We start from the raw sequence: 19,434 nt of genomic DNA, 5'->3' as shown, positions 1-19,434 counted from the left end.
CTGTGACAATAAAGGTATCAATTGATGCCTCAGGAGGAGATTATGGCATACCTGTTACTATTGTAGCAGGTATTAAAGCATTAAATATATTCCAAGATTTACATTTATACTTTGTCGGTAATGAACCTAGTATTATAACTGAACTAGACAAATATCCATCAAATATGCTTAATTCAAGATACACAATTATTCATGCAAGTGAAGTTGTATTAATGAATGAATCTCCAGCAATCGCATTACGAAAGAAGAAAGATTCTTCTATGCGTATTGCTATTAATCTAGTTAAAACATTCAAAGCAGATGCTTGTGTTAGTGCAGGCAATACTGGTGCACTTATGGCTATTTCTCGCTTTGTACTAAGAACTATTAAAGGTATTGCCCGTCCTGCTATTATGGGCCGTATGCCAACCATAACTGGACATACACACATGCTAGATTTAGGTGCTAATGTTGATTCAAAGCCTAAAGCTTTAGTTGAATTTGCAACGATGGGTTCAATTGCTGTTAAACATATTGAAAATATCGGATCACCCACCATTGGTCTTCTTAATATTGGAGAAGAGGATATGAAGGGCAGTGAAAAAATTAGAAAAGCTGCCACTTTATTAAAAGCCTCTAACTTAAATTATGTAGGATTTGTTGAAGGTAATGATATCTACAAGGGTATCGTAGACTTAATTGTTTGCGATGGTTTTGAAGGTAATATTGCATTAAAAGCCAGTGAAGGTGTAGCATCAATGATGGAACATTATCTAAAACAAGCATTTACTAAAAACTTATTAACCAAGTTAGTTTCTTTCATTGCAATACCCGTACTTAAAGATTTTAAATCTAGTCTTAACCCTGATAAATACAATGGCGCATCCTTGTTAGGACTTCGTGGTATTGTTGTTAAAAGTCATGGTAGTGCAAATATTGATTCATTTTTAACAGCAATTACTGAGGCTTATATTGAAGCTCATGCTAAAATCAGCGACAAAATATCAATTCAAATTTCAAAAGAATTAGAACATAATGAATAAATTTGCAAGAATCATTGGTACAGGTAGTTACTTACCACCTACCGTAATTACCAATGATGATTTATCAAAAACCATTAACACAACAAATGAGTGGATTGTTGCGCGCACAGGTATTAAACAAAGACATAAGGTGACTAATGAGACAACTTGTGATTTAGCTGAAAAAGCAGCTAATCGTGCACTTGAAATGGCTGGTATTAATGTCAAAGATTTAGATTTAATTATTTTAGCAACCACCACAGCTGATAAAATTTTTCCTGCAACAGCAACCATATTACAAACCGCAATTGGTGCCTCATGCCCTGCATTTGATTTACAATCAGTTTGTGCAGGCTTTATCTTTGCATTGACCACAGCTGAGCAATATATCAAAGCCTCTGCTGCTAATAAAGTATTAGTTGTTGGTAGTGAAACTTTATCAAGAATTGTTAATTGGAATGACCGCTCTACTGCAGTTTTATTTGGTGATGGTGCTGGTGCTGTAGTGTTAAGCGGAAGCGATAATACCGGTATTTTATATTCAAAACTATTTAGTGATGGAAATTATCTATCTTCACTCCAAGTTAGTAATAATTACATTAATGAAGTGGGGTTTATTGAAATGTCTGGTAATGAAGTTTTTAAAATTGCGGTTAATCTCTTATCTTCTTTAGCAGAAAAAACACTTAAAGAAACTAATTTAAATTCAAACAAATTAGATTGGATAGTACCCCATCAAGCTAATATTCGTATTATATCTGCTGTTGCCAAACGCATCAAAACTCCAATGAATAAAGTAATTGTTACTCTTGAAAATCATGGCAATACTTCTGCCGCCTCCATACCATTAGCACTAGATACAGCAGTTAGAGACGGCCGTATTAAAAGAGGTGATCATTTATTATTTGAAGGTATTGGTGCTGGTTTTAGTTGGGGTAGTATTCTAATTCAGTTTTAAAACAATCTTTCTTGCAATTTAGCTGTTAATTGTTGTAATTCTACTGCATCTACGCTTAATAAAGATATCTCATCAATAGCTTTTTCGTATAAATCCTTAAAAACAAGTCTTGATTTATCCAATCCCAATAAGGACGGATAAGTAGGCTTGTTTTTATACTTATCAGAATATTGTTTTTTACCTAATAACTCATCAGGTGTTTCAATATCAAGAACGTCATCTTGAATCTGGTATGCTAAACCGATATCTTTAGAAAAAATATTTAAAATAGCATGATCCTTATTGTTACAATTTTTAGAAATAATTGCACCTAGGTTAACTGCACAATTTAATAATGCACCTGTTTTTTTTCGGTGCATAATTTCTAACGTTGTAATGTTAACTTGTTTTGCAATAATAGATAAATCAATTGCTTGACCTTCTGCCATTTCAAATGAGGCATGCGTTAAAGACTTTATTAACTCAATTTTTGTATCAGAACCAATCAAATTATCATTAACCAACACCTTAAATGCCAATGTTTGCAAACCATCACCCACTAAAATTGCTTGAGCCTCTCCAAAAAGTTTGTGACAAGTTGGTTGATTGTGGCGTATATCATCATCATCCATAGCTGGTAAATCATCATGAATTAGAGAATATGCATGGATAAATTCAACAGCACAACTACTAGAATCAACTAAATCTAAATGCGTACTAAAAGTATTAGCAACAGAATAAGTAAGAATAGGTCTAAAACGTTTACCATTGGTTAATGTGCTATAACGCATTGCTTTAGTTAAATAACCATGCGCTGGTAAACATTTCTCTAATTTAGTATTAACCCTTGTAATGTAAGTATTAAAATCCATTACTAAAAAGTCTTAATGTAATATTTAACACTTAGTATAATACAAAATATTATAACCTCTTTAGTGGTTTTTCATTCGTATAGTTGTCTTGTTCAGTTAACATAGAAATTTTTTGTTCTGCTTTATTAAGTGCACTTTGACATTGTTTAGTTAATTCAACACCTTTAGAAAAGTGATTAAGCGAATCTTCGAGACTTAAATCGCCAGATTCCATGGTTTTTACAATTTTTTCTAAATCGATTAAACCTTGGTTAAAATTAAATTTTTCTGACATTTTATATTTTTCCTCGCTATCCGATTTACTTGTTATTTTATCCATTATTTTTGTTATAAATATTCTTTTAAGTATAGTAAATAGTTTAGTTAAAAAATAACACAATAATAAATTTTGATATTTTTTCTTATAAAGAATGAATAATATATTTAAATTTTACTAAATACTATTCTAATACACCTATTTACCTATGTAAACTATCAATTATTTATACATGTGACTCATAACCTTGTAAATATATACAAGAGAATGGATAAATCTAGTTAATAGGTGTTAAATTCTAAGTTTTTAACTTTTAAGCATCTATATTACTTCTTCCAGAAGAAATATTCTGATAAACATAGGTTAATCCCACTTGAACGAGTTGTAATTAAGACTAATTTAATTGTTGAGTTTTGTGCCAAAATTTAGCTACCTTAGCTAATTCAGGATTGATACTTATAGAGCGTAGTAATAAAAAATCATACGCCATTCTAAAACGTGGATTTTTTAATAATTCTTTTACTTTTTTAGGATTCATACTTTCTAGTTTTGGCTGTATCATCCAGATGTCTTTAATTCTACTACTAAGCCATCTTGGTAATGAAACTTGTTTAATTTGTTCAATAATAACTTCTTCTGAAGCTTGGCTCATAGCTAAAGATGTAGAACATTGTTTCTTTTTAATCACAAAAAAACGCTCATTTTGAGCCTGCCATAAAAATACAGCAAATAAAAAAACAGGTGTTACAGATTGGTTTCTTTTAATTCTATCTGATGTATTTAATAAAGCTTTTTTAATAAATTCATTCTTGTGAGTTTGTTTAAATAAATATTTAAACAAACCATATTCCTCTAAGCGTTGATATATTTTAAACCCATATTCATTATGAAATAATTTAATACACTCTTCATATAAGCGTATTGTGGAGATATTACCAAGAAGTGGCGCTTGCTCAAAAATAGCCAACTTAATCTCATTACTCAAATGAAAATCTAATTTAGTTTGAAATCTAATAATTCTAATCATGCGCACTGGATCTTGCTCAAATCTTTTTTTTGGGTTTCCAATAACATGTAACTCTTGTACTCTTATATCTTGAAGTCCACCTACATAATCAATAACTTCTTGTGTTTCAATGTCGTAATAAAGTGCATTAATACTCAAATCTCTACGTATAACATCATCTTCAATATTGCCATAGCAATTATCGCGCATAACAAGCCCGTTGTTAGCTACTTGTACTTTCCCTGATCTAAAAGTAGCTACTTCAATAAATTTACGTGCTGAAAACATAACGTGTACCAAACGGAACCGCCTACCAATCAAACGTGAACGTTTAAATAATTTATGTACTTGTTCTGGTTTAGCATTGGTTGCAATATCAAAATCTTTTGGTGTTAAACTTAAAAGGAAATCTCTAACACAACCTCCTACTAAATAGGCTTTAAACCCAGCTTTATTTATAATATTAATAACCTTTAAAGCATCTTTATCTAGAAGATTTCTATCAAACTTAACAATCTGACGAATAACTTTCATAAAAATACTAGCCTTGATACTGTAAATCAACTTTGTTTTCTAATGTCCAGTTTTTTTGCTGGTATTCAGCAATTATAGTTGTATAAATACCACCACGAACATTAAAAATTGCTTTTAAGCGCATAAATCTTGGATTACTTATTTGAATCAAATCATCAAGAATTTTATTAGTGACTGACTCATGAAATTCACCCTTACTTCGATACGACCAAATATACATTTTTAATGATTTTAATTCTATACATACTTTATCGGCAATATATTCAAGATATAATTTAGCAAAATCAGGTTGTCCTGTTTTAGGACATAAACATGTAAACTCTGGCATGTTAATTTGAATAATAAAATTACGTTCAATATTAGGGTTATCAAAAACCTTTAAATTTTTATTTGGTTGAGACGACATTAAAATTTTTCCTTTAAAAAACATGGTTATTTTACGCGTCAAAAAGTGTAGCACTCTTTATAAAAACCTAACTAAAAAATAATAAATCTAATATTTTTTATTATTAGTAATTTTACTGAATTATTTTTTAATAAGATATTGTTAAAAAAAATTGGTAAATATTCTATGCCTAATTGAATAAAAACTAAAAATTAGTAATAACATAACTAAATGTACCCACCACAGTCCAATAATTGGTAAAGACTCTCCCCGTTCTAAGACTGATTTGGAAATTAGCAAAGCATTATTATATAAAATAAACACAACAACGCCAATTAATACGCCTAAATTTCTACCTCCATTCTGGGAAGTTTTTCCAAGCAATACACCAAGCGCTGACAATATTAAAATACTCAAAGGCTGAGATATTCTCCATTGAAACTCTGCTATTTCTGTAAGTTTTCTAGAAAGAAACAATTCAAGTGTTGATTTTGATTCTACTTTAGTAACCTTGCTAATTAATTTTTTCATATTTCCGTCAATAATTTGTATATCATATAAATTAAAATTTAATATTTTTTTCTTTGTATCTAGAATAAATCCGTGATAATTCGTACCATCTTTAAGACGTAAATACACGCTATTAGTGTTTAAATTAGTGTATTTTTTAGCCTGTTTCGCTAAAATTATAACTGGTTCATTATTAATCAAAGTGTAAATAAAAATCCCTTCCATATTTTGTTCTTTAGAATTATCAGAATTACTTACTTTTGATGCAAAAAAAATAATATCACCATTTTTAAACTCTTGAAATTCTCTTTCTTTAATAAAAGAAAATTTAGATATATTTTTACTATGATTTATAATCAAGTCTTTTTGCTGCTTAGACCAAGGTACTACAACTGTCGTTAGAATAACAATAACAATAACAATAACAATAACAAGCGGTTGAATGAATAACATAAAATGTTTATTGTTCAAACCTAATGAGTTCATTATGACGGCCTCTGAGTTTTTATACAACCTGTTAATACTCAAAATAATAGCCAATAATAAAGATAAAGATAAAATTGGCACAACATCTCTAATCATATTAAAACCAACTACTGGTAATAGCTCTTTAACAGGTATACCTTCTCCTAGACTCTCTTTCACCATTAGTACTAACTGATTACCAAAAACTACTAAACTAATTACAATAAACACTGCACTTAAAATTACCAATGTATTACGCATTAAATATCTAGCTAGAATGCTATTCTGTAATTTAAAAACTTTAATTGCTATAATAAAGGTTACATACCTTAGGTATGCTTAAGGTGATTAACAAACACTCGTAATGATTAAATTAAACAATGATTTTTCAATCAATTTATTACTTCTTTTGCGACATTAAAGCAAAAAATTCGTCATTAGTTTTGGTCAACTTTAAACGATTAATTAAGAACTCAGCTGCTTCAACAGTATCCATTGGATGCAAAATCTTACGCAAAATCCATATTTTTTGTAATTCTTTTTCATCAGTAATTAGTTCTTCACGACGTGTACCAGAAGCATTAATGTTGATTGCTGGAAAAATTCGTTTCTCACTTAAGCGTTTCTCTAAATGAAGCTCCATATTGCCAGTACCTTTAAATTCTTGATAAATAACTTCATCCATTTTTGAGCCAGTATCAATCAATGCAGTAGCAATAATAGTAATACTACCTCCATTTTCAATATTTCTAGCCGCTCCAAAAAAACGCTTAGGACGTTGTAGTGCATTAGCATCAACACCACCTGTTAGAACTTTACCTGATGAAGGAGAAATTGTATTATAAGCACGTGCCAAACGTGTAATTGAGTCTAATAGAATTATCACATCTTTACCTTGTTCTGAACGTCGTTTCGTTTTTTGGATAACCATTTCAGCAACTTGCACATGACGTTTTGCTGGTTCATCAAACGTTGAGGCGATTACCTCTCCACGAACAGTACGAGCCATTTCTGTCACTTCTTCAGGACGCTCATCGATTAAAAGCACAATAAGTTCACATTCTGGATGATTAACCGAAATAGACGTAGCAATATTTTGCATAATCATAGTTTTACCTGCCTTAGGCGGCGCAACCAATAAACCTCTTTGGCCTTTTCCAAATGGTGCAACAAGATCAATTACTCTAGCAGTAATATCCTCAGTACCGCCATTGCCAACTTCTAAATTAATTCTTTCATTAGGATGGATAGGTGTTAGTGAGGCAAATGGAATCCTATTCCTAACATTATCTGGATCTTCACTATTCACTTCTGATACCTTAATTAAAGCAAAATACTTTTCACCTTTTTTAGGTGCTCTAATTTTACCCGCAACCAAATCACCAGTTGATAAATTAAAACGTCTAATTTGATTAGGTGAAATATAAATATCATCTGCACCTGAGGTATAAGAATCATCACTTGATCTTAAAAAACCATAACCATCTTGTAACACATCCAAAACACCATCACCCAAAACTTCCTCATCATTAGCCGCTTTGGCTTTAAGAATAATAAAAATTAAGGTTTGTTTTTTAGCTCTAGAAATATTTTCTGCACCTAAAGATTGTGCCAATTCTAGTAATTTCTCTGGGCTAAATTTTTTTAGTTCTGATAATTTCATGAATGTGTCCATATTAAGGTTAAGTATTTTTACTTAATTATAGATGTGTATCTAAAGTACTATAAAACTTTGTTAAACTAACTACTTAAGAGAAAAATAATCAGTTATTTAGTCTTTAAATATTAGCGTCGATAAATGCACTAAGTTCTGCTTTTGAAAGTGCGCCCATTTTTGTTGCTTGGACAACACCATCAAAAAATAACAACATAGTTGGAATACCACGAACTCCATACTTTGATGGCATTTTTTGATTCTCATCTATATTAATTTTAACAATAAGAACTCTACCATCATATTCATCAGCAATTTCGTCTAATACAGGCATTAGCGTCTTGCACGGTCCACACCACTGCGCCCAAAAATCTACTAATACCATTTGTGATGAGTTAACAACTTCTGCTTCAAAAGAGGCATCAACTACTATTTTAATTTTATCGTTCATATTTTTATATTAATCTGAAATTAAAAAACAGCAGAACTTGATAACTGCGTGAAATTATATCATTATTTAACTCGCATAATTCTTTTTTACAATTTTTCCTCTAAACTCTCTCTTAGAGTTAATTTTTCTGCCATACTCAATGGTTCATTTTTAGCATTGCTAATAAAAAATACATCCTCAACCCTTTCTCCCATAGTTGCAATTCTAGCATTAATTAATAAGATGTTTAATTCAAAGAATACGTAGGCAATATTAGAAAGTATCCCTTGTTTATCAAGCGCGTTAATTTCTAATTGAGTTAGGTTCCATTGTTCATTTAAACTAAAACTAACTTTTACTCTATGATCAAAATATTGATATATGTACATATCATGAGTTATTCTTAAGCTCACATCTAAATTATCCAACTCATTTTTGATTTTTTGATTTATATTAATATGCTCAAATGCTTCATCTTGCAAAACACTAATTGTGTTATAGACTTTATTATTCTTGGTGGTTAAAATTTTAGCATCCACAATATCAAGCCTTAATCTTTCAAGAATACTAATTAATTTAAAGAATAGTCCATTAAAATTATTACATAAAATAAGAATATCAATTACGTTATATTGTGAAATTCTAGAGCTAACAGTAATCTTATCTACAGTTATTTTAGTGGTAAAACTTAAATGCCACAGAATATCACTTATATCATAACGTAAATAATAATCTTTTGGTAAAGTTGATAATATATTTTCAACCTCACTTATTGGATAACCTTGAATAATAGAGTTATTAATAATAGTTTGTTTGATATTTTGCACTCTCTGATCTACACTTGAACGTTGACCATTACTACTTTCTAGGTATTTTTTAGTGTTGTAAAATAGTTTCTTTAACAAAGAATCTTTCCAGCCATTCCATAAATTATCTTTTGTTGCACGAATATCAGCTACTGTTAGTAAGTATAAAAATTCTAAGAATTCAACTGTACTCACTTGCTCAGCAAAATACTTAATTACCTCAAAATCACCAATATCTTGCTTTTGTGCAACCATTGACATGAGTAAATGTTTTTCAACTAATTGTGAAACTAAATCAATATCATTTGCTTTTAATTGATGATATCGACAAAATTTACGTACATCAATTGCACCTAACTGAGCATGCTTTCTACCTCTACCTCTACCTTTAGCAATATCATGAAAAAGCCCTGCTAATAATAACAATTCTGGTTTTTGAATGCCTGCTGCTATCTCACTACAAAGTATAAACTCATTAGCAAACTCAGACACAAAAAAACGTCTCAAATTACGAATCACAAACAACGTATGTTGATCTACTGTATAGGCATGGAATAAATCATATTGCATCAGCCCTATAATATTACCAAAAGCAGGAATGTAGCGCTCTAAAATACCATAACGATTCATAAGTTTTAACGCCTTATTCACCCCTTGATTTTGCTGTAATAATTCAATAAATAATCGATTATTATTACGTCTTTTATAATAGTCACAATCAATTAAATTGATACTAGTTTGCATTTGTCTAAGCGTTTTTGCACTAATACCACATACATAATTATGCTTAGCAATAAGTAAAAATATTTCAATAAAAGCGGACGGTATTTTAATAAAAATCCGCTCATCAATTGAATGAATATAACCATGACTAACCATAAAACGACTATTCAAACACTGTGTATTTAAAATTTCATCTTCTAATAATTGCAACAAAATATCATTAAGACGAGAGACCTTAGTCACTGTTTGATAATAATCTTTCATGAAAGCCTCAACTGCTAAAAAATCCCCATCAACATAACCCAATATATTTGCTACAGATTTTTGATATTGGAATACAAGTCTGTCTTCACGTCGATTAGCAATAATATGTAGTGCAAATCTGACTTTGAATAAAAATAGTTGTGCTGTGTTTAATAATTCATATTCAGCAATTGTTAAATATTGCTTATCGATCAATTCAAACAAAGTATTAACACAAAAATACCATTTCGCCACCCAAACAACCGTTTGAATATCTCTAAGACCTCCAGAGCTTTGTTTAATATTAGGTTCTAAATTGTAAGCAGTATTAGATGGGTTTTGATGACGATTATACTGTTCTTTTTTCTTTCCAACTAAAAATGATTGACTTGACCAAACACTAGATTTAATCACAGCTTTCATCTTATAAAACAAAGACACTTTACCTAGAATAACTCTAGATTCTAATAAATTAGTCACCACACTAAGATCATCAATCACGCTAATACAATCTTTCAAATCTCGAGTTGCATGCCCTACTTCCAGATTTACATCCCATAAAAATGTCAAAAAACTAGCAATATCCTGTTGATAAGTATTATGAGAATCATCAGGAATTAAGATTAATAAATCTATATCTGAGTATGGATGCAATTCTTTCCTACCATAACCTCCAACTGCCACTAAACACAACTGATAAGAAAGATTAAAACTTTGCCAAATATCCTTTAGTAATTGATCAATTCCATCACTTCTATATAAAACAAGTGCTTGAGCTGTCTCTGGACTATTTAAAAAATCTTCCTTGACTGAATCCTGTAATGATTGATATTGTCCTCTAAATAGTGATAAATCTACCATACTTATAAGTATTTATTAGAAATCAATCGCCATCTTTAAACGTAATAACGCTTTATTCTTACCAACCAATTCGGCTACAATATCAATACTGCCTGCATTGCCATCACCACTTAGCGCAAGCCTAAAAGGCTGTCCTACTCTTCCAAAGTCGATATTGAGCTCAAAGCATACTTGTTTAACAACTTGTTTAATATTATTAGCTTTCCAGGTGTTTAGCATTTCTAATTCTACAAGTAAGTGCTTAAGTGGTGCTTTATCTTTAAATAATTTTTTAGCAAGTTTTTCATCAAAATTGTCAAAATCTTGATAAAACATTTTTAACTCACCTGCCATATTAACCAAAGTTTTACATCTATTTTGCAAGTATCGAATTACTATTTCAATATTAGGTATATCTTTAATTGTAATTTCTTGATTTTGTAAATGCCAAGTCAGGTTACTAAGTAAATTCTTAACACTAGAACTTTTAATGGTTTCTTTATTGAACCACAAAAGCTTATCTTGATTAAAATTTGCAGACGCTTTATTGATATTTTTTAATTCAAATAGCTGAATAATTTCATTTATAGAAAATATTTCTTGATTACCATACGACCAGCCCAAACGGGATAAATAATTAAGCAAGGCTTCAGGCAGAAATCCTGCATCTCGGTATGCCATAACACTCACAGCACCATGTCGTTTTGAAAGACGTATACCATCATTACCTAGAATCATAGGTAAGTGTGCAAATTCTGGTAGATGCCAACCTAATGCTTGATAAAGGTTAATTTGCTTAGGTGTATTGTTAATATGATCATCACCGCGAATAATGATATTAATTTTCATATCATGATCATCAATTACCGCAGTAAGATTGTAAGTTGGTGTGTTATCGCTACGAGCAATAACTAAATCATCTAATTCTTGATTATTAATTGAAATTTTTCCTTTGACTACATCATTAAAAACCACTATTCCTTCTTTTGGATTATTAAAACGTACAACACCAGTATGTAGATTTTTATCACGACAACAACCGTCATACTTAGCCTTTTTACCTTGTTTTGTTAACTCTTCACGCAATATTTGTAAACGATTCTTAGAACATTCACAATAATAAGCTTTTTTTTCATCTAATAGATACTGAATAATTTGTTTATACCTATCAAAACGATCCGTTTGGTACAAAGGACCTTCATCATAATTAAGCCCAAGCCAATCAATGCCTTGTAAAATAGCATCAGTTGATGCTTGAGTTGAACGTTCTAAATCTGTATTTTCAATACGTAATACAAATTTACCATGTTGTTTTTTAGCCCAAATCCAAGCGAAGAATGCAGTTCTAGCACCCCCAATATGTAAATAGCCTGTTGGGGATGGAGCAAATCTTGATTTCATCATTATTTTTTAATGTTATGGGCTTACTCTACTCTATCGGCTTTGTCGAACCAATATTGTGCTTTTTCTAAATCTTGTTTAACTTCTTTACCATCTTCGAATAGCATACCTAATGTGTACATTGGACCAGAAATACCAAATTTAGCACCTTTTTTAAACCACTTAATAGACTGTACAATATCTTTTTCTACGCCCTCTCCAGTCATATATGCTACCCCTAGCATATGATGAGCAAATGCATGTCCTTTTCCTGCTGCTTGTAAAAAATTTTCAAACCCTAAAGACTGGTTTTTGACCATGCCTAAACCGTTCATTTGCATCATACCAACACGCCATAAAGCCTCAGCATTACCTTTTATAGCTAGTGGAGCTAATAATTGATATGCCATGGTAAAATTCTTAGTATCAAAAGCAGTGACACCACTGAATAAATCTGCATTATATATATCTGTATTACTTGAATCTGACATCTATTTCTCTAATAATAAAAAAGAGAATTAATTTTACACTGTTATAATGTGCTTTTATTCATCAAATAGTCACTGTAACACCATGGAATTTAACCAACAAGAGACAGATTATAACAGTATTGTTTCCATCGAAGAATACCATGTTAAATTAACACATATACAACTTAAAATACCTTGTTTTATTTCTTGTAGTTACTATTGTGAAATTAATATCAATCATCTTAATGATATTAATAAAATTTCGTTATTCCCTCTATCCAATCAAGATAATATTAATTTATTAATTATTGGTTCAGGCTCAACACATAAATTTTTACATCCAAAACAACAGATAGCTATTCGTCAAATGGGTATTAGCACTGAAATTATGAATAATAAATCAGCTTGTCGAAGCTTTAATTTACTACTATCTGACGCTAGATCAGTTGGTTTATTATTATTATAAAATTATTAAATGTTGCACAAATACGTCATTATTGGCATTATTTTAAGATGGATACTCCTTTATTTTTATTGATTATCACACTTAGTGGGTTTGGACTTATTGTGCTTTATTCAGCTTCAGAAGGCTCTATGCAAACTATGTATAAGCAAGCCTTACACTTTGCATTGGCAATTTGTGCAATGTTAATTATTGCTCAAATACCACCTTATCAACTTAAACGTTTCTCTCCTTATTTAATGTTACTTGGCATATTTTTGCTAATTTTTGTCTTAATTTTTGGTTCAAATAGTGGTGGCGCTCAACGCTGGCTTAATTTGGGTTTTATACGCTTCCAGCCTTCTGAAATTATGAAAGTTATCGTCCCTATTGCTATAGCTTCAATTTTAAGTGAGAAAACATTTTTACCAAAATTACTACCCATTTTTCTATCCATTGTTGCCATTATTTCAACTGTGATACTTATAGCTAAACAACCAGATCTAGGTACTTCACTATTAATTGCTGCATCTGGTTTTTATGTATTGTTTTTTTCTGGTGTTCGCATTCAAATTATTAAAAACAATTGGCTAAATTTTACTTTAATTTCATCAATCACTATTTCATGCGTCTATGTTGTATGGGACTACCTATTAATAGGTTATCAAAAAAAACGTATTATGACCTTATTTGACCCAAGTTCTGACCCTTTAGGTTCTGGCTATCATATCTTGCAATCAAAAATTGCAATTGGCTCTGGTGGTTTAATTGGTAAAGGCTTAGGACAAGGCTCTCAATCTCATCTTAATTTTTTACCTGAGCATACAACTGACTTTATCTTTGCTGTTATTGCTGAAGAACTGGGGTTTATAGGAATTATATTCTTATTTACCTTGTATGGATTGATTATTTACCGATTACTGATAATTTCTTTTCAATCAGAGGATAATTTTTCAAGATTATTAGGCTTGAGTTTAACTTTTGTCTTTTTTACTTATATTTTTGTTAATGTTGGCATGGTATCTGGACTACTACCTGTAGTAGGTGTACCATTACCATTGATTAGTTATGGCGGATCATCAATCATTACTTTAATGTCTAGCTTTGGCATTATCATGGCAATTCGTAAACATAAAACACCAAGTTACCTACAAAAATAATGTACATATTCTTGCTTATTTGCTTTTTTAACTTAATTTTTACCAACAACTAATTTTCAAGTAACCTGTTATCTTATTAAAAATAATAGTAAAAAATCGTGTCTTTGGATAGATGTAAAGGTTTGTTTATTATTAATGAACACATTAATAATAAACATTGATTATTTTGTGAAAATAACTTAGTAACACTTAGAAGGTGCTGAAAACATAAAAAATATCCAATATTGGCGAAATAAGTATTTAAATATTCATTAAGATATTAAAAATAAAACTAAATTGGAATTCATTAGCCTACCAAAAATAGTTAATCAATAAAACTTTGCTTACTTTTTATAATTTTTAAGTACTGACATATTATAATCACGATAATAGATATGCTATGGTATCTTATCAACTATAAAGCAAAGTTAAAACAAGTATTTAATTAACTAAACAACTAATTATTTTATGCAAAACCAATTATTTATCAAATCCTTAACTATTCTTATATACTTATTTACCTTAAATACCCAAGCAGCAATTTTCATTACCCCTAAAGCTCCAGAAATATCTGCTGTTGCTTATAGTATTGTTGATTACAATTCTGGTAAAGTCATTGCTAACAACAAACAAAACTACAAACGAGCACCAGCAAGTCTAACTAAACTAATGACAGCGTATGTCATTTTTCAACTCATTAACAATGATCGTATAAACTTAGAAGATGAAGTACGTATCAGTAAAAAAGCATGGAAAACAGGTGGTTCAAAAAGTTTTGTAGAAGTAGGAAAAACTATAAAGCTTAAAACTTTGCTTAAAGGCATGATTATTCAATCCGGCAATGACTCTGCTGTTGCTTTAGCTGAACATATTGCAGGAGATGAAAGTACATTTACTACTTATATGAATGAATATGCACGCAAACTTGGTATGAATAATTCTCAGTTTAAAAACGCTTCTGGTTTACCAGATAATAATCAATACACTACTGCTGCCGATATAGTATTACTAGCAACAGCAATAATTAGAGACTTTCCTCAATTTTACCCATGGTATTCAGAAAAAGAATTTACTTACCATGGTATTAAACAATACAACCGTAATAAATTACTATGGAATGATCATACAGTAGATGGACTTAAAACTGGATTTACTAAAAAAGCAGGATACAATCTAGTAGCCAGTGCCGAACGTCTTGGTATGCGCTTGATTTCTGTTGTTCTAGGATCTAATAGTGTCAACGACAGAACTTCACAAACACAAAAAATTCTTGATTACGGCTTTCGTTTTTTTGAAACTAAAACCATTAGAAAAATAAAAAAAGAATTGCCTATAGCTAGCTCAACTAAAAACATGTTAAAGGTTGGTACATCAAAAACAATTAGTTTTACTCTAGCACGTGGTCAGTTCAAATTTTCAGACCAAGTTATCCAACTTGATACAGCCTTATCAGCACCTATTAATAAAGGTGATATTGTTGGAAAACTTCTCATTCAGTTTAAAGGCAAAACCATAGCTAGTATTCCACTTGTTGCGCTTGAAAATGCACAACAAGCAAATTTTTTTTCACGTATGCTTGAGGCTATTGGATTTTAGTGGTATTTTTAAACGGAGAATTTATTAAAAAAAATCAAGCACACATTTCTGTGATGGATAGAGGTTTTTTGTTTGGTGATGGCGTGTATGAAGTAATTCCTATTTATAATGGCAAAATATTCCGTCTTGATGAACATTTATTACGTTTACAAACAAGTCTTGATTCGATCAAAATAAAAAATCCATATAGTTCAAAAAAGTGGGGCAGTATTCTCAATAAACTTCTAAAATTTTACAACAATCAAGAACAATCAATTTATTTACAAATAAGTCGGGGTATAAGTAACAAACGCCAGCATAGTTTTAGTAATTTGACACCAACTGTCTATATCGAAACTAACATTTTGCTAACTAAAACCAAGAAAACACTTAGAACAGGATTTTCAGCCATCACACAACCAGATATTCGTTGGAGTCGATGTGACATTAAATCCACCTCTCTTTTAGCTAATGTTATGTATTCACAACAAGCAAAAGAAAAAAATGTTGAAGAGATTATTCTTTATCAAGGCACTCAAGTGACTGAAGGTGCAACTTCTAATGTTTTTATGATAAAAAATAACACCCTATATACCCACCCAACTAATACTCACATTCTATCTGGTATTACTCGTGATTTGGTTTTAGAAAGTGCAAAGGCATATCATATCTCTATTCAAGAAACCTCGTTCTCAATTAATGAACTAAACACTGCAGATGAGTTGTGGATCTCCAGCTCTACACGCGAAATTATGCCCATAACCAAAGTTGATAATAAGTTAATTAATAATGGTCATATTGGTAGCGTTTGGAGCCGTGTCTATGATTACTACCAAAATCTAAAGAATACATGACGAATACCTAAATATGTTATATATTTAGCTTTGTAAATTTTTTTGATTATCAAGATTTTTAACTCACACGCGTAAATAATGATGCTAGTTTTCATCGTTATTTTAGAGTTCAATATCAATTAGGATTTAATTTAATAACTTTTCTGTATGTTTTAAATGAAAATTTAAATCTTAATCTATACAAAATTACCATTTAATGAAATTATCAAAATACAAGCTATTCACATTCAAAATCTAACATTTAACAAATACAACAAACAACTACTCAATTTTTTAATTAATTTAAACTAATGAGATTGCAAACTTCAACTAAAAATTATGTATGTATTCTTAAACTCCTGTCAATTAAAAACAACAATAACCAATATTTAAATGATGCACAATTGGTTAAAAATACGTAGAATAAACAGCAAATAAATACCTAGTTAACTCTTGCAAACAAAAACCTATACTTTTCTGGCATTGCTGTTTACCAATCTACACTGTTTAAACCTTATTTATTTAAAAAAATAGCACTCTCAAAAGTACTAAAAACAACCATTGCTAAATCAAATTAGTGCTGGATATTACACAGTATATTAGTAAGATACAGAAACTCAAGAACGTTTAGAATTAGCTAATAATAAAACCAAACTAAATGTAAAATAGATACTTGATAGTATCAAGGTTGTACCAACAATAAATAGTTATGAACCCCGCCAGATCTGGAAAGAAGCAACGGTAATAATTTTTTATGTGTTGGAAGATATTCTTGATGCTATCATTTTTAATATAATCAATCCTATTTTGATGAGTAAACACTATCAAGTTTTAGCTAGAAAATATCGCCCGCATTCTTTTACTGAATTAGTAGGTCAAACAAACACCAAAAAAACCTTAATTAATGCACTTGATGCTAATAATTTACATCACGGTTTTCTATTCACAGGAACACAGGGTGTTGGTAAAACCAGTATTGCTAGAATTTTTGCCAAATCTATTAACTGTGAACAAGGAGTTAGCTCAACCCCGTGTGGCAAGTGTTCTACTTGCATCGAGATTGACAAAGGTCAATCAATTGATTTAATTGAACTTGATGCTGCCTCACACACAGGGGTGGATAATATGCGTTCTATTCTAGAAAATACGCAATACATGCCAAGCAAAAATCGTTATAAAATTTATCTTATTGATGAAGTACATATGCTCTCTAAGAGTAGTTTTAACGCGCTTTTAAAAACCCTAGAAGAACCACCAGAACATGTTAAATTCTTATTAGCAACTACTAGCCCACAAAAACTACCTGTGACTATTTTATCACGTTGCTTGCAATTCACATTGCAGCAACTAACCCATGATGAAATTCTAGGACAACTAAAATTTATCATGGATTCTGAAGCACTAAGCTATGAAGAATTAGCCCTTAGTCAAATTGCTGATTTTGGCGAAGGCTCAATGCGTGACGCACTAAGCTTACTTGATCAATCAATTTCTTATGGCAAAGGTACAGTAACCAATGCCGATATTAAAACTGTGCTAGGTTTAGTACATCATGAGGACATTATAACATTAACCACACATTTATTTAACCGAGATGCTAAATCGGTAATTAATTTTATTGAAGATTTATCTCATCAAGGCGAAAACCTTAATAATGCACTTAAAGATTTAAGTTCATTGTTCCATAAAATATCTATTGCACAAATTGTTAATATTAAAAGTGACAGAACTATTAAAAATCTTAGCGAACAAATATCAAACTTTGATTTACAAATTTTTTATCAGATGTCAATTAATGGCTCTAAAGACATGGCACTAGCTCCTAGCGATCAGATTGGATTTGAGATGACGCTACTTAGAATGTTAGCATTTCGTAGCGATAACCAACCTAATACAGAAAAAAAAACACTAAAAATCAAGTCTAGAGTTAAAATACCAGTACTAATTGAAAAAAAAGAAATACCAGATTTTGCAAAACCAAAAATACTCAATATTAACAATCAACAACAATGGGAAACACTTATCCTATCACTAGAATTTAAAGGTAGTGTAAAGATGTTAGTAGAAAATACATTATTTGACAAAATTAATAACACAACACTAACACTAACACTAGATGATCAATTTACTAATTTACTAAGTAACCATGTGCAAAAAAGCATGTTAACAACACTTAGAAAAAAATTTTCAACATTAAATTTAGTAATTAATCTCGGTAAACCAAATGTTCAAACATTAGCACAAAAAAAAACTCAAGCTCATAGTAAAAAAATAACAAAAATGCAAACAAAATTTTTAAATGATGAAGGTGTGCAAAAACTAGAAAAAATATTTGATACAAAAATTAACATTAATTCAATTAAGGAGATTAAGCATGTTTAAAGCTGGAATGACTGACATAATGAAAAAAGCCCAACAAATACAAAATAATATGAAACAAGCACAATCGGAAATCAAGAATCTATCTGCTACTGGAAAAGCCGCTGATGGTTCTGTTAAAATCATATTAAATGGTGAACATATAGTTACTAATATTACAATTCTCGATAAAGTAATGAATGATAAAGAACTACTTGAAGATTTAATTCTTAATGCTATGAATGATGCTGTTAAACAAATTTCTGATGCCTCATCTGCCAAAATGAAAACTATCACTGGTGACATTAACTTACCTTTCTAATGATTACATCACTTAATTAACAAAGTAGAATTTACAAGAAGTAAATATCTTATCTTGGTGGTTACTATATTTTATTGATGATGGTTTTAGAGCCTATAAATTAAACTCAAAAGAACTAGAATATAAAATATACTTTAACTAGTAACCATTGTTATAATAAAGGAGAAGTAGACACTAAATAATTTGACATTAAAATTACTCACTTAAATAAATAATATATTAGATTCTAATTACTTTTTATTTTTAAATAAGC

Annotated in this window: 18 protein-coding genes and 1 other RNA gene; 9 read left to right on the top strand and 10 right to left on the bottom strand. The window is 30.2% G+C overall.

Annotation, left to right across the window (positions count from 1 at the left end):
- Positions 1 to 2: 2 nt before the first annotated feature.
- Positions 3 to 1,022 (top strand): phosphate acyltransferase PlsX, encoded by a 1,020-nt coding sequence (plsX, locus tag HUW60_RS02250; protein ID WP_190600812.1) that lies wholly within the window; start codon positions 3 to 5, stop codon positions 1,020 to 1,022.
- The gene (locus HUW60_RS02245) at positions 1,015 to 1,959 is read left to right on the top strand and encodes a beta-ketoacyl-ACP synthase III (protein ID WP_190600811.1); all 945 of its coding nucleotides are present in this window, start codon (positions 1,015 to 1,017) and stop codon (positions 1,957 to 1,959) included. Before plsX ends, HUW60_RS02245 begins: the two co-directional genes overlap by 8 nt.
- Here the strand turns inward: HUW60_RS02245 and HUW60_RS02240 are convergent.
- From HUW60_RS02240 to HUW60_RS02195, 10 genes are all read right to left on the bottom strand, one after another.
- A complete protein-coding gene (locus HUW60_RS02240) occupies positions 1,956 to 2,810 on the bottom strand; it encodes a polyprenyl synthetase family protein (protein ID WP_190600810.1) in 855 nt (284 codons plus the stop codon). The two genes, HUW60_RS02245 and HUW60_RS02240, sit on opposite strands and share 4 nt — an antisense overlap.
- A 49-nt stretch (positions 2,811 to 2,859) precedes the next feature.
- Positions 2,860 to 3,084 carry an exodeoxyribonuclease VII small subunit gene (locus HUW60_RS02235; RefSeq protein WP_190600809.1) on the bottom strand — a complete coding sequence of 75 codons (225 nt, stop codon included), beginning with the start codon at positions 3,082 to 3,084 and terminating at the stop codon, positions 2,860 to 2,862.
- A 376-nt stretch (positions 3,085 to 3,460) separates the two neighbouring features.
- Entirely contained in the window at positions 3,461 to 4,606 is a 1,146-nt protein-coding gene (pcnB, locus tag HUW60_RS02230; RefSeq protein ID WP_190600808.1) for a polynucleotide adenylyltransferase PcnB, read from the bottom strand.
- A gap of 7 nt (positions 4,607 to 4,613) precedes the next feature.
- The gene (gene queF / locus HUW60_RS02225) at positions 4,614 to 5,012 is read right to left on the bottom strand and encodes a preQ(1) synthase (protein WP_190600807.1); all 399 of its coding nucleotides are present in this window, start codon (positions 5,010 to 5,012) and stop codon (positions 4,614 to 4,616) included.
- A 141-nt stretch (positions 5,013 to 5,153) separates the two neighbouring features.
- Entirely contained in the window at positions 5,154 to 6,245 is a 1,092-nt protein-coding gene (gene lptF, locus HUW60_RS02220; RefSeq protein WP_255501583.1) for an LPS export ABC transporter permease LptF, read from the bottom strand.
- 121 nt (positions 6,246 to 6,366) lie between these two features.
- Complete coding sequence (gene rho / locus HUW60_RS02215) at positions 6,367 to 7,629, bottom strand: transcription termination factor Rho (protein ID WP_190600806.1); 1,263 nt, start codon at positions 7,627 to 7,629, stop codon at positions 6,367 to 6,369.
- 115 nt (positions 7,630 to 7,744) lie between these two features.
- On the bottom strand, positions 7,745 to 8,071 hold the full coding sequence (gene trxA / locus HUW60_RS02210) for a thioredoxin TrxA (protein WP_190600805.1): 327 nt from the start codon (positions 8,069 to 8,071) through the stop codon (positions 7,745 to 7,747).
- 86 nt (positions 8,072 to 8,157) lie between these two features.
- On the bottom strand, positions 8,158 to 10,683 hold the full coding sequence (gene glnD, locus HUW60_RS02205; protein WP_190600804.1) for a [protein-PII] uridylyltransferase: 2,526 nt from the start codon (positions 10,681 to 10,683) through the stop codon (positions 8,158 to 8,160).
- Between the two features lie 15 nt (positions 10,684 to 10,698).
- Positions 10,699 to 12,063: a glutamate--tRNA ligase gene (gltX, locus tag HUW60_RS02200; RefSeq protein WP_190600803.1), complete on the bottom strand. Its 1,365-nt coding sequence runs from the start codon at positions 12,061 to 12,063 to the stop codon at positions 10,699 to 10,701.
- Positions 12,064 to 12,086: 23 nt separating this feature from the next.
- Positions 12,087 to 12,533: a tetratricopeptide repeat protein gene (locus tag HUW60_RS02195; protein WP_190600802.1), complete on the bottom strand. Its 447-nt coding sequence runs from the start codon at positions 12,531 to 12,533 to the stop codon at positions 12,087 to 12,089.
- Between the two features lie 82 nt (positions 12,534 to 12,615).
- Here HUW60_RS02195 and HUW60_RS02190 point away from each other — a divergent pair, with 82 nt between their 5' ends.
- From HUW60_RS02190 to HUW60_RS02160, 7 genes are all read left to right on the top strand, one after another.
- Entirely contained in the window at positions 12,616 to 12,978 is a 363-nt protein-coding gene (locus HUW60_RS02190; RefSeq protein WP_190600801.1) for an Mth938-like domain-containing protein, read from the top strand.
- 47 nt (positions 12,979 to 13,025) lie between these two features.
- Positions 13,026 to 14,114, top strand: a complete 1,089-nt coding sequence (gene rodA, locus HUW60_RS02185; RefSeq protein WP_190600800.1) for a rod shape-determining protein RodA — start codon at positions 13,026 to 13,028, stop codon at positions 14,112 to 14,114.
- Positions 14,115 to 14,561: 447 nt separating this feature from the next.
- Positions 14,562 to 15,689, top strand: coding sequence for a D-alanyl-D-alanine carboxypeptidase family protein (locus HUW60_RS02180; RefSeq protein ID WP_190600799.1), 1,128 nt, complete (start codon positions 14,562 to 14,564; stop codon positions 15,687 to 15,689).
- Positions 15,689 to 16,522, top strand: coding sequence for a D-amino-acid transaminase (dat, locus tag HUW60_RS02175; RefSeq protein ID WP_190600798.1), 834 nt, complete (start codon positions 15,689 to 15,691; stop codon positions 16,520 to 16,522). Before HUW60_RS02180 ends, dat begins: the two co-directional genes overlap by 1 nt.
- A gap of 662 nt (positions 16,523 to 17,184) precedes the next feature.
- Positions 17,185 to 17,279, top strand: an RNA gene (gene ffs, locus HUW60_RS02170) — signal recognition particle sRNA small type.
- Positions 17,280 to 17,311: 32 nt separating this feature from the next.
- Positions 17,312 to 18,883 (top strand): DNA polymerase III subunit gamma/tau, encoded by a 1,572-nt coding sequence (gene dnaX / locus HUW60_RS02165; RefSeq protein ID WP_190600797.1) that lies wholly within the window; start codon positions 17,312 to 17,314, stop codon positions 18,881 to 18,883.
- Positions 18,876 to 19,181: a YbaB/EbfC family nucleoid-associated protein gene (locus tag HUW60_RS02160; RefSeq protein WP_190600796.1), complete on the top strand. Its 306-nt coding sequence runs from the start codon at positions 18,876 to 18,878 to the stop codon at positions 19,179 to 19,181. The genes dnaX and HUW60_RS02160 overlap by 8 nt, the downstream gene beginning before the upstream one ends.
- Positions 19,182 to 19,434 lie beyond the last annotated feature (253 nt).

This window comes from Candidatus Vesicomyosocius sp. SY067_SCS001 (assembly GCF_014706615.1).
In the GTDB taxonomy this organism is placed as follows: domain Bacteria; phylum Pseudomonadota; class Gammaproteobacteria; order PS1; family Pseudothioglobaceae; genus Ruthia.
This window is presented reverse-complemented; position numbering and strand designations above follow the sequence as displayed.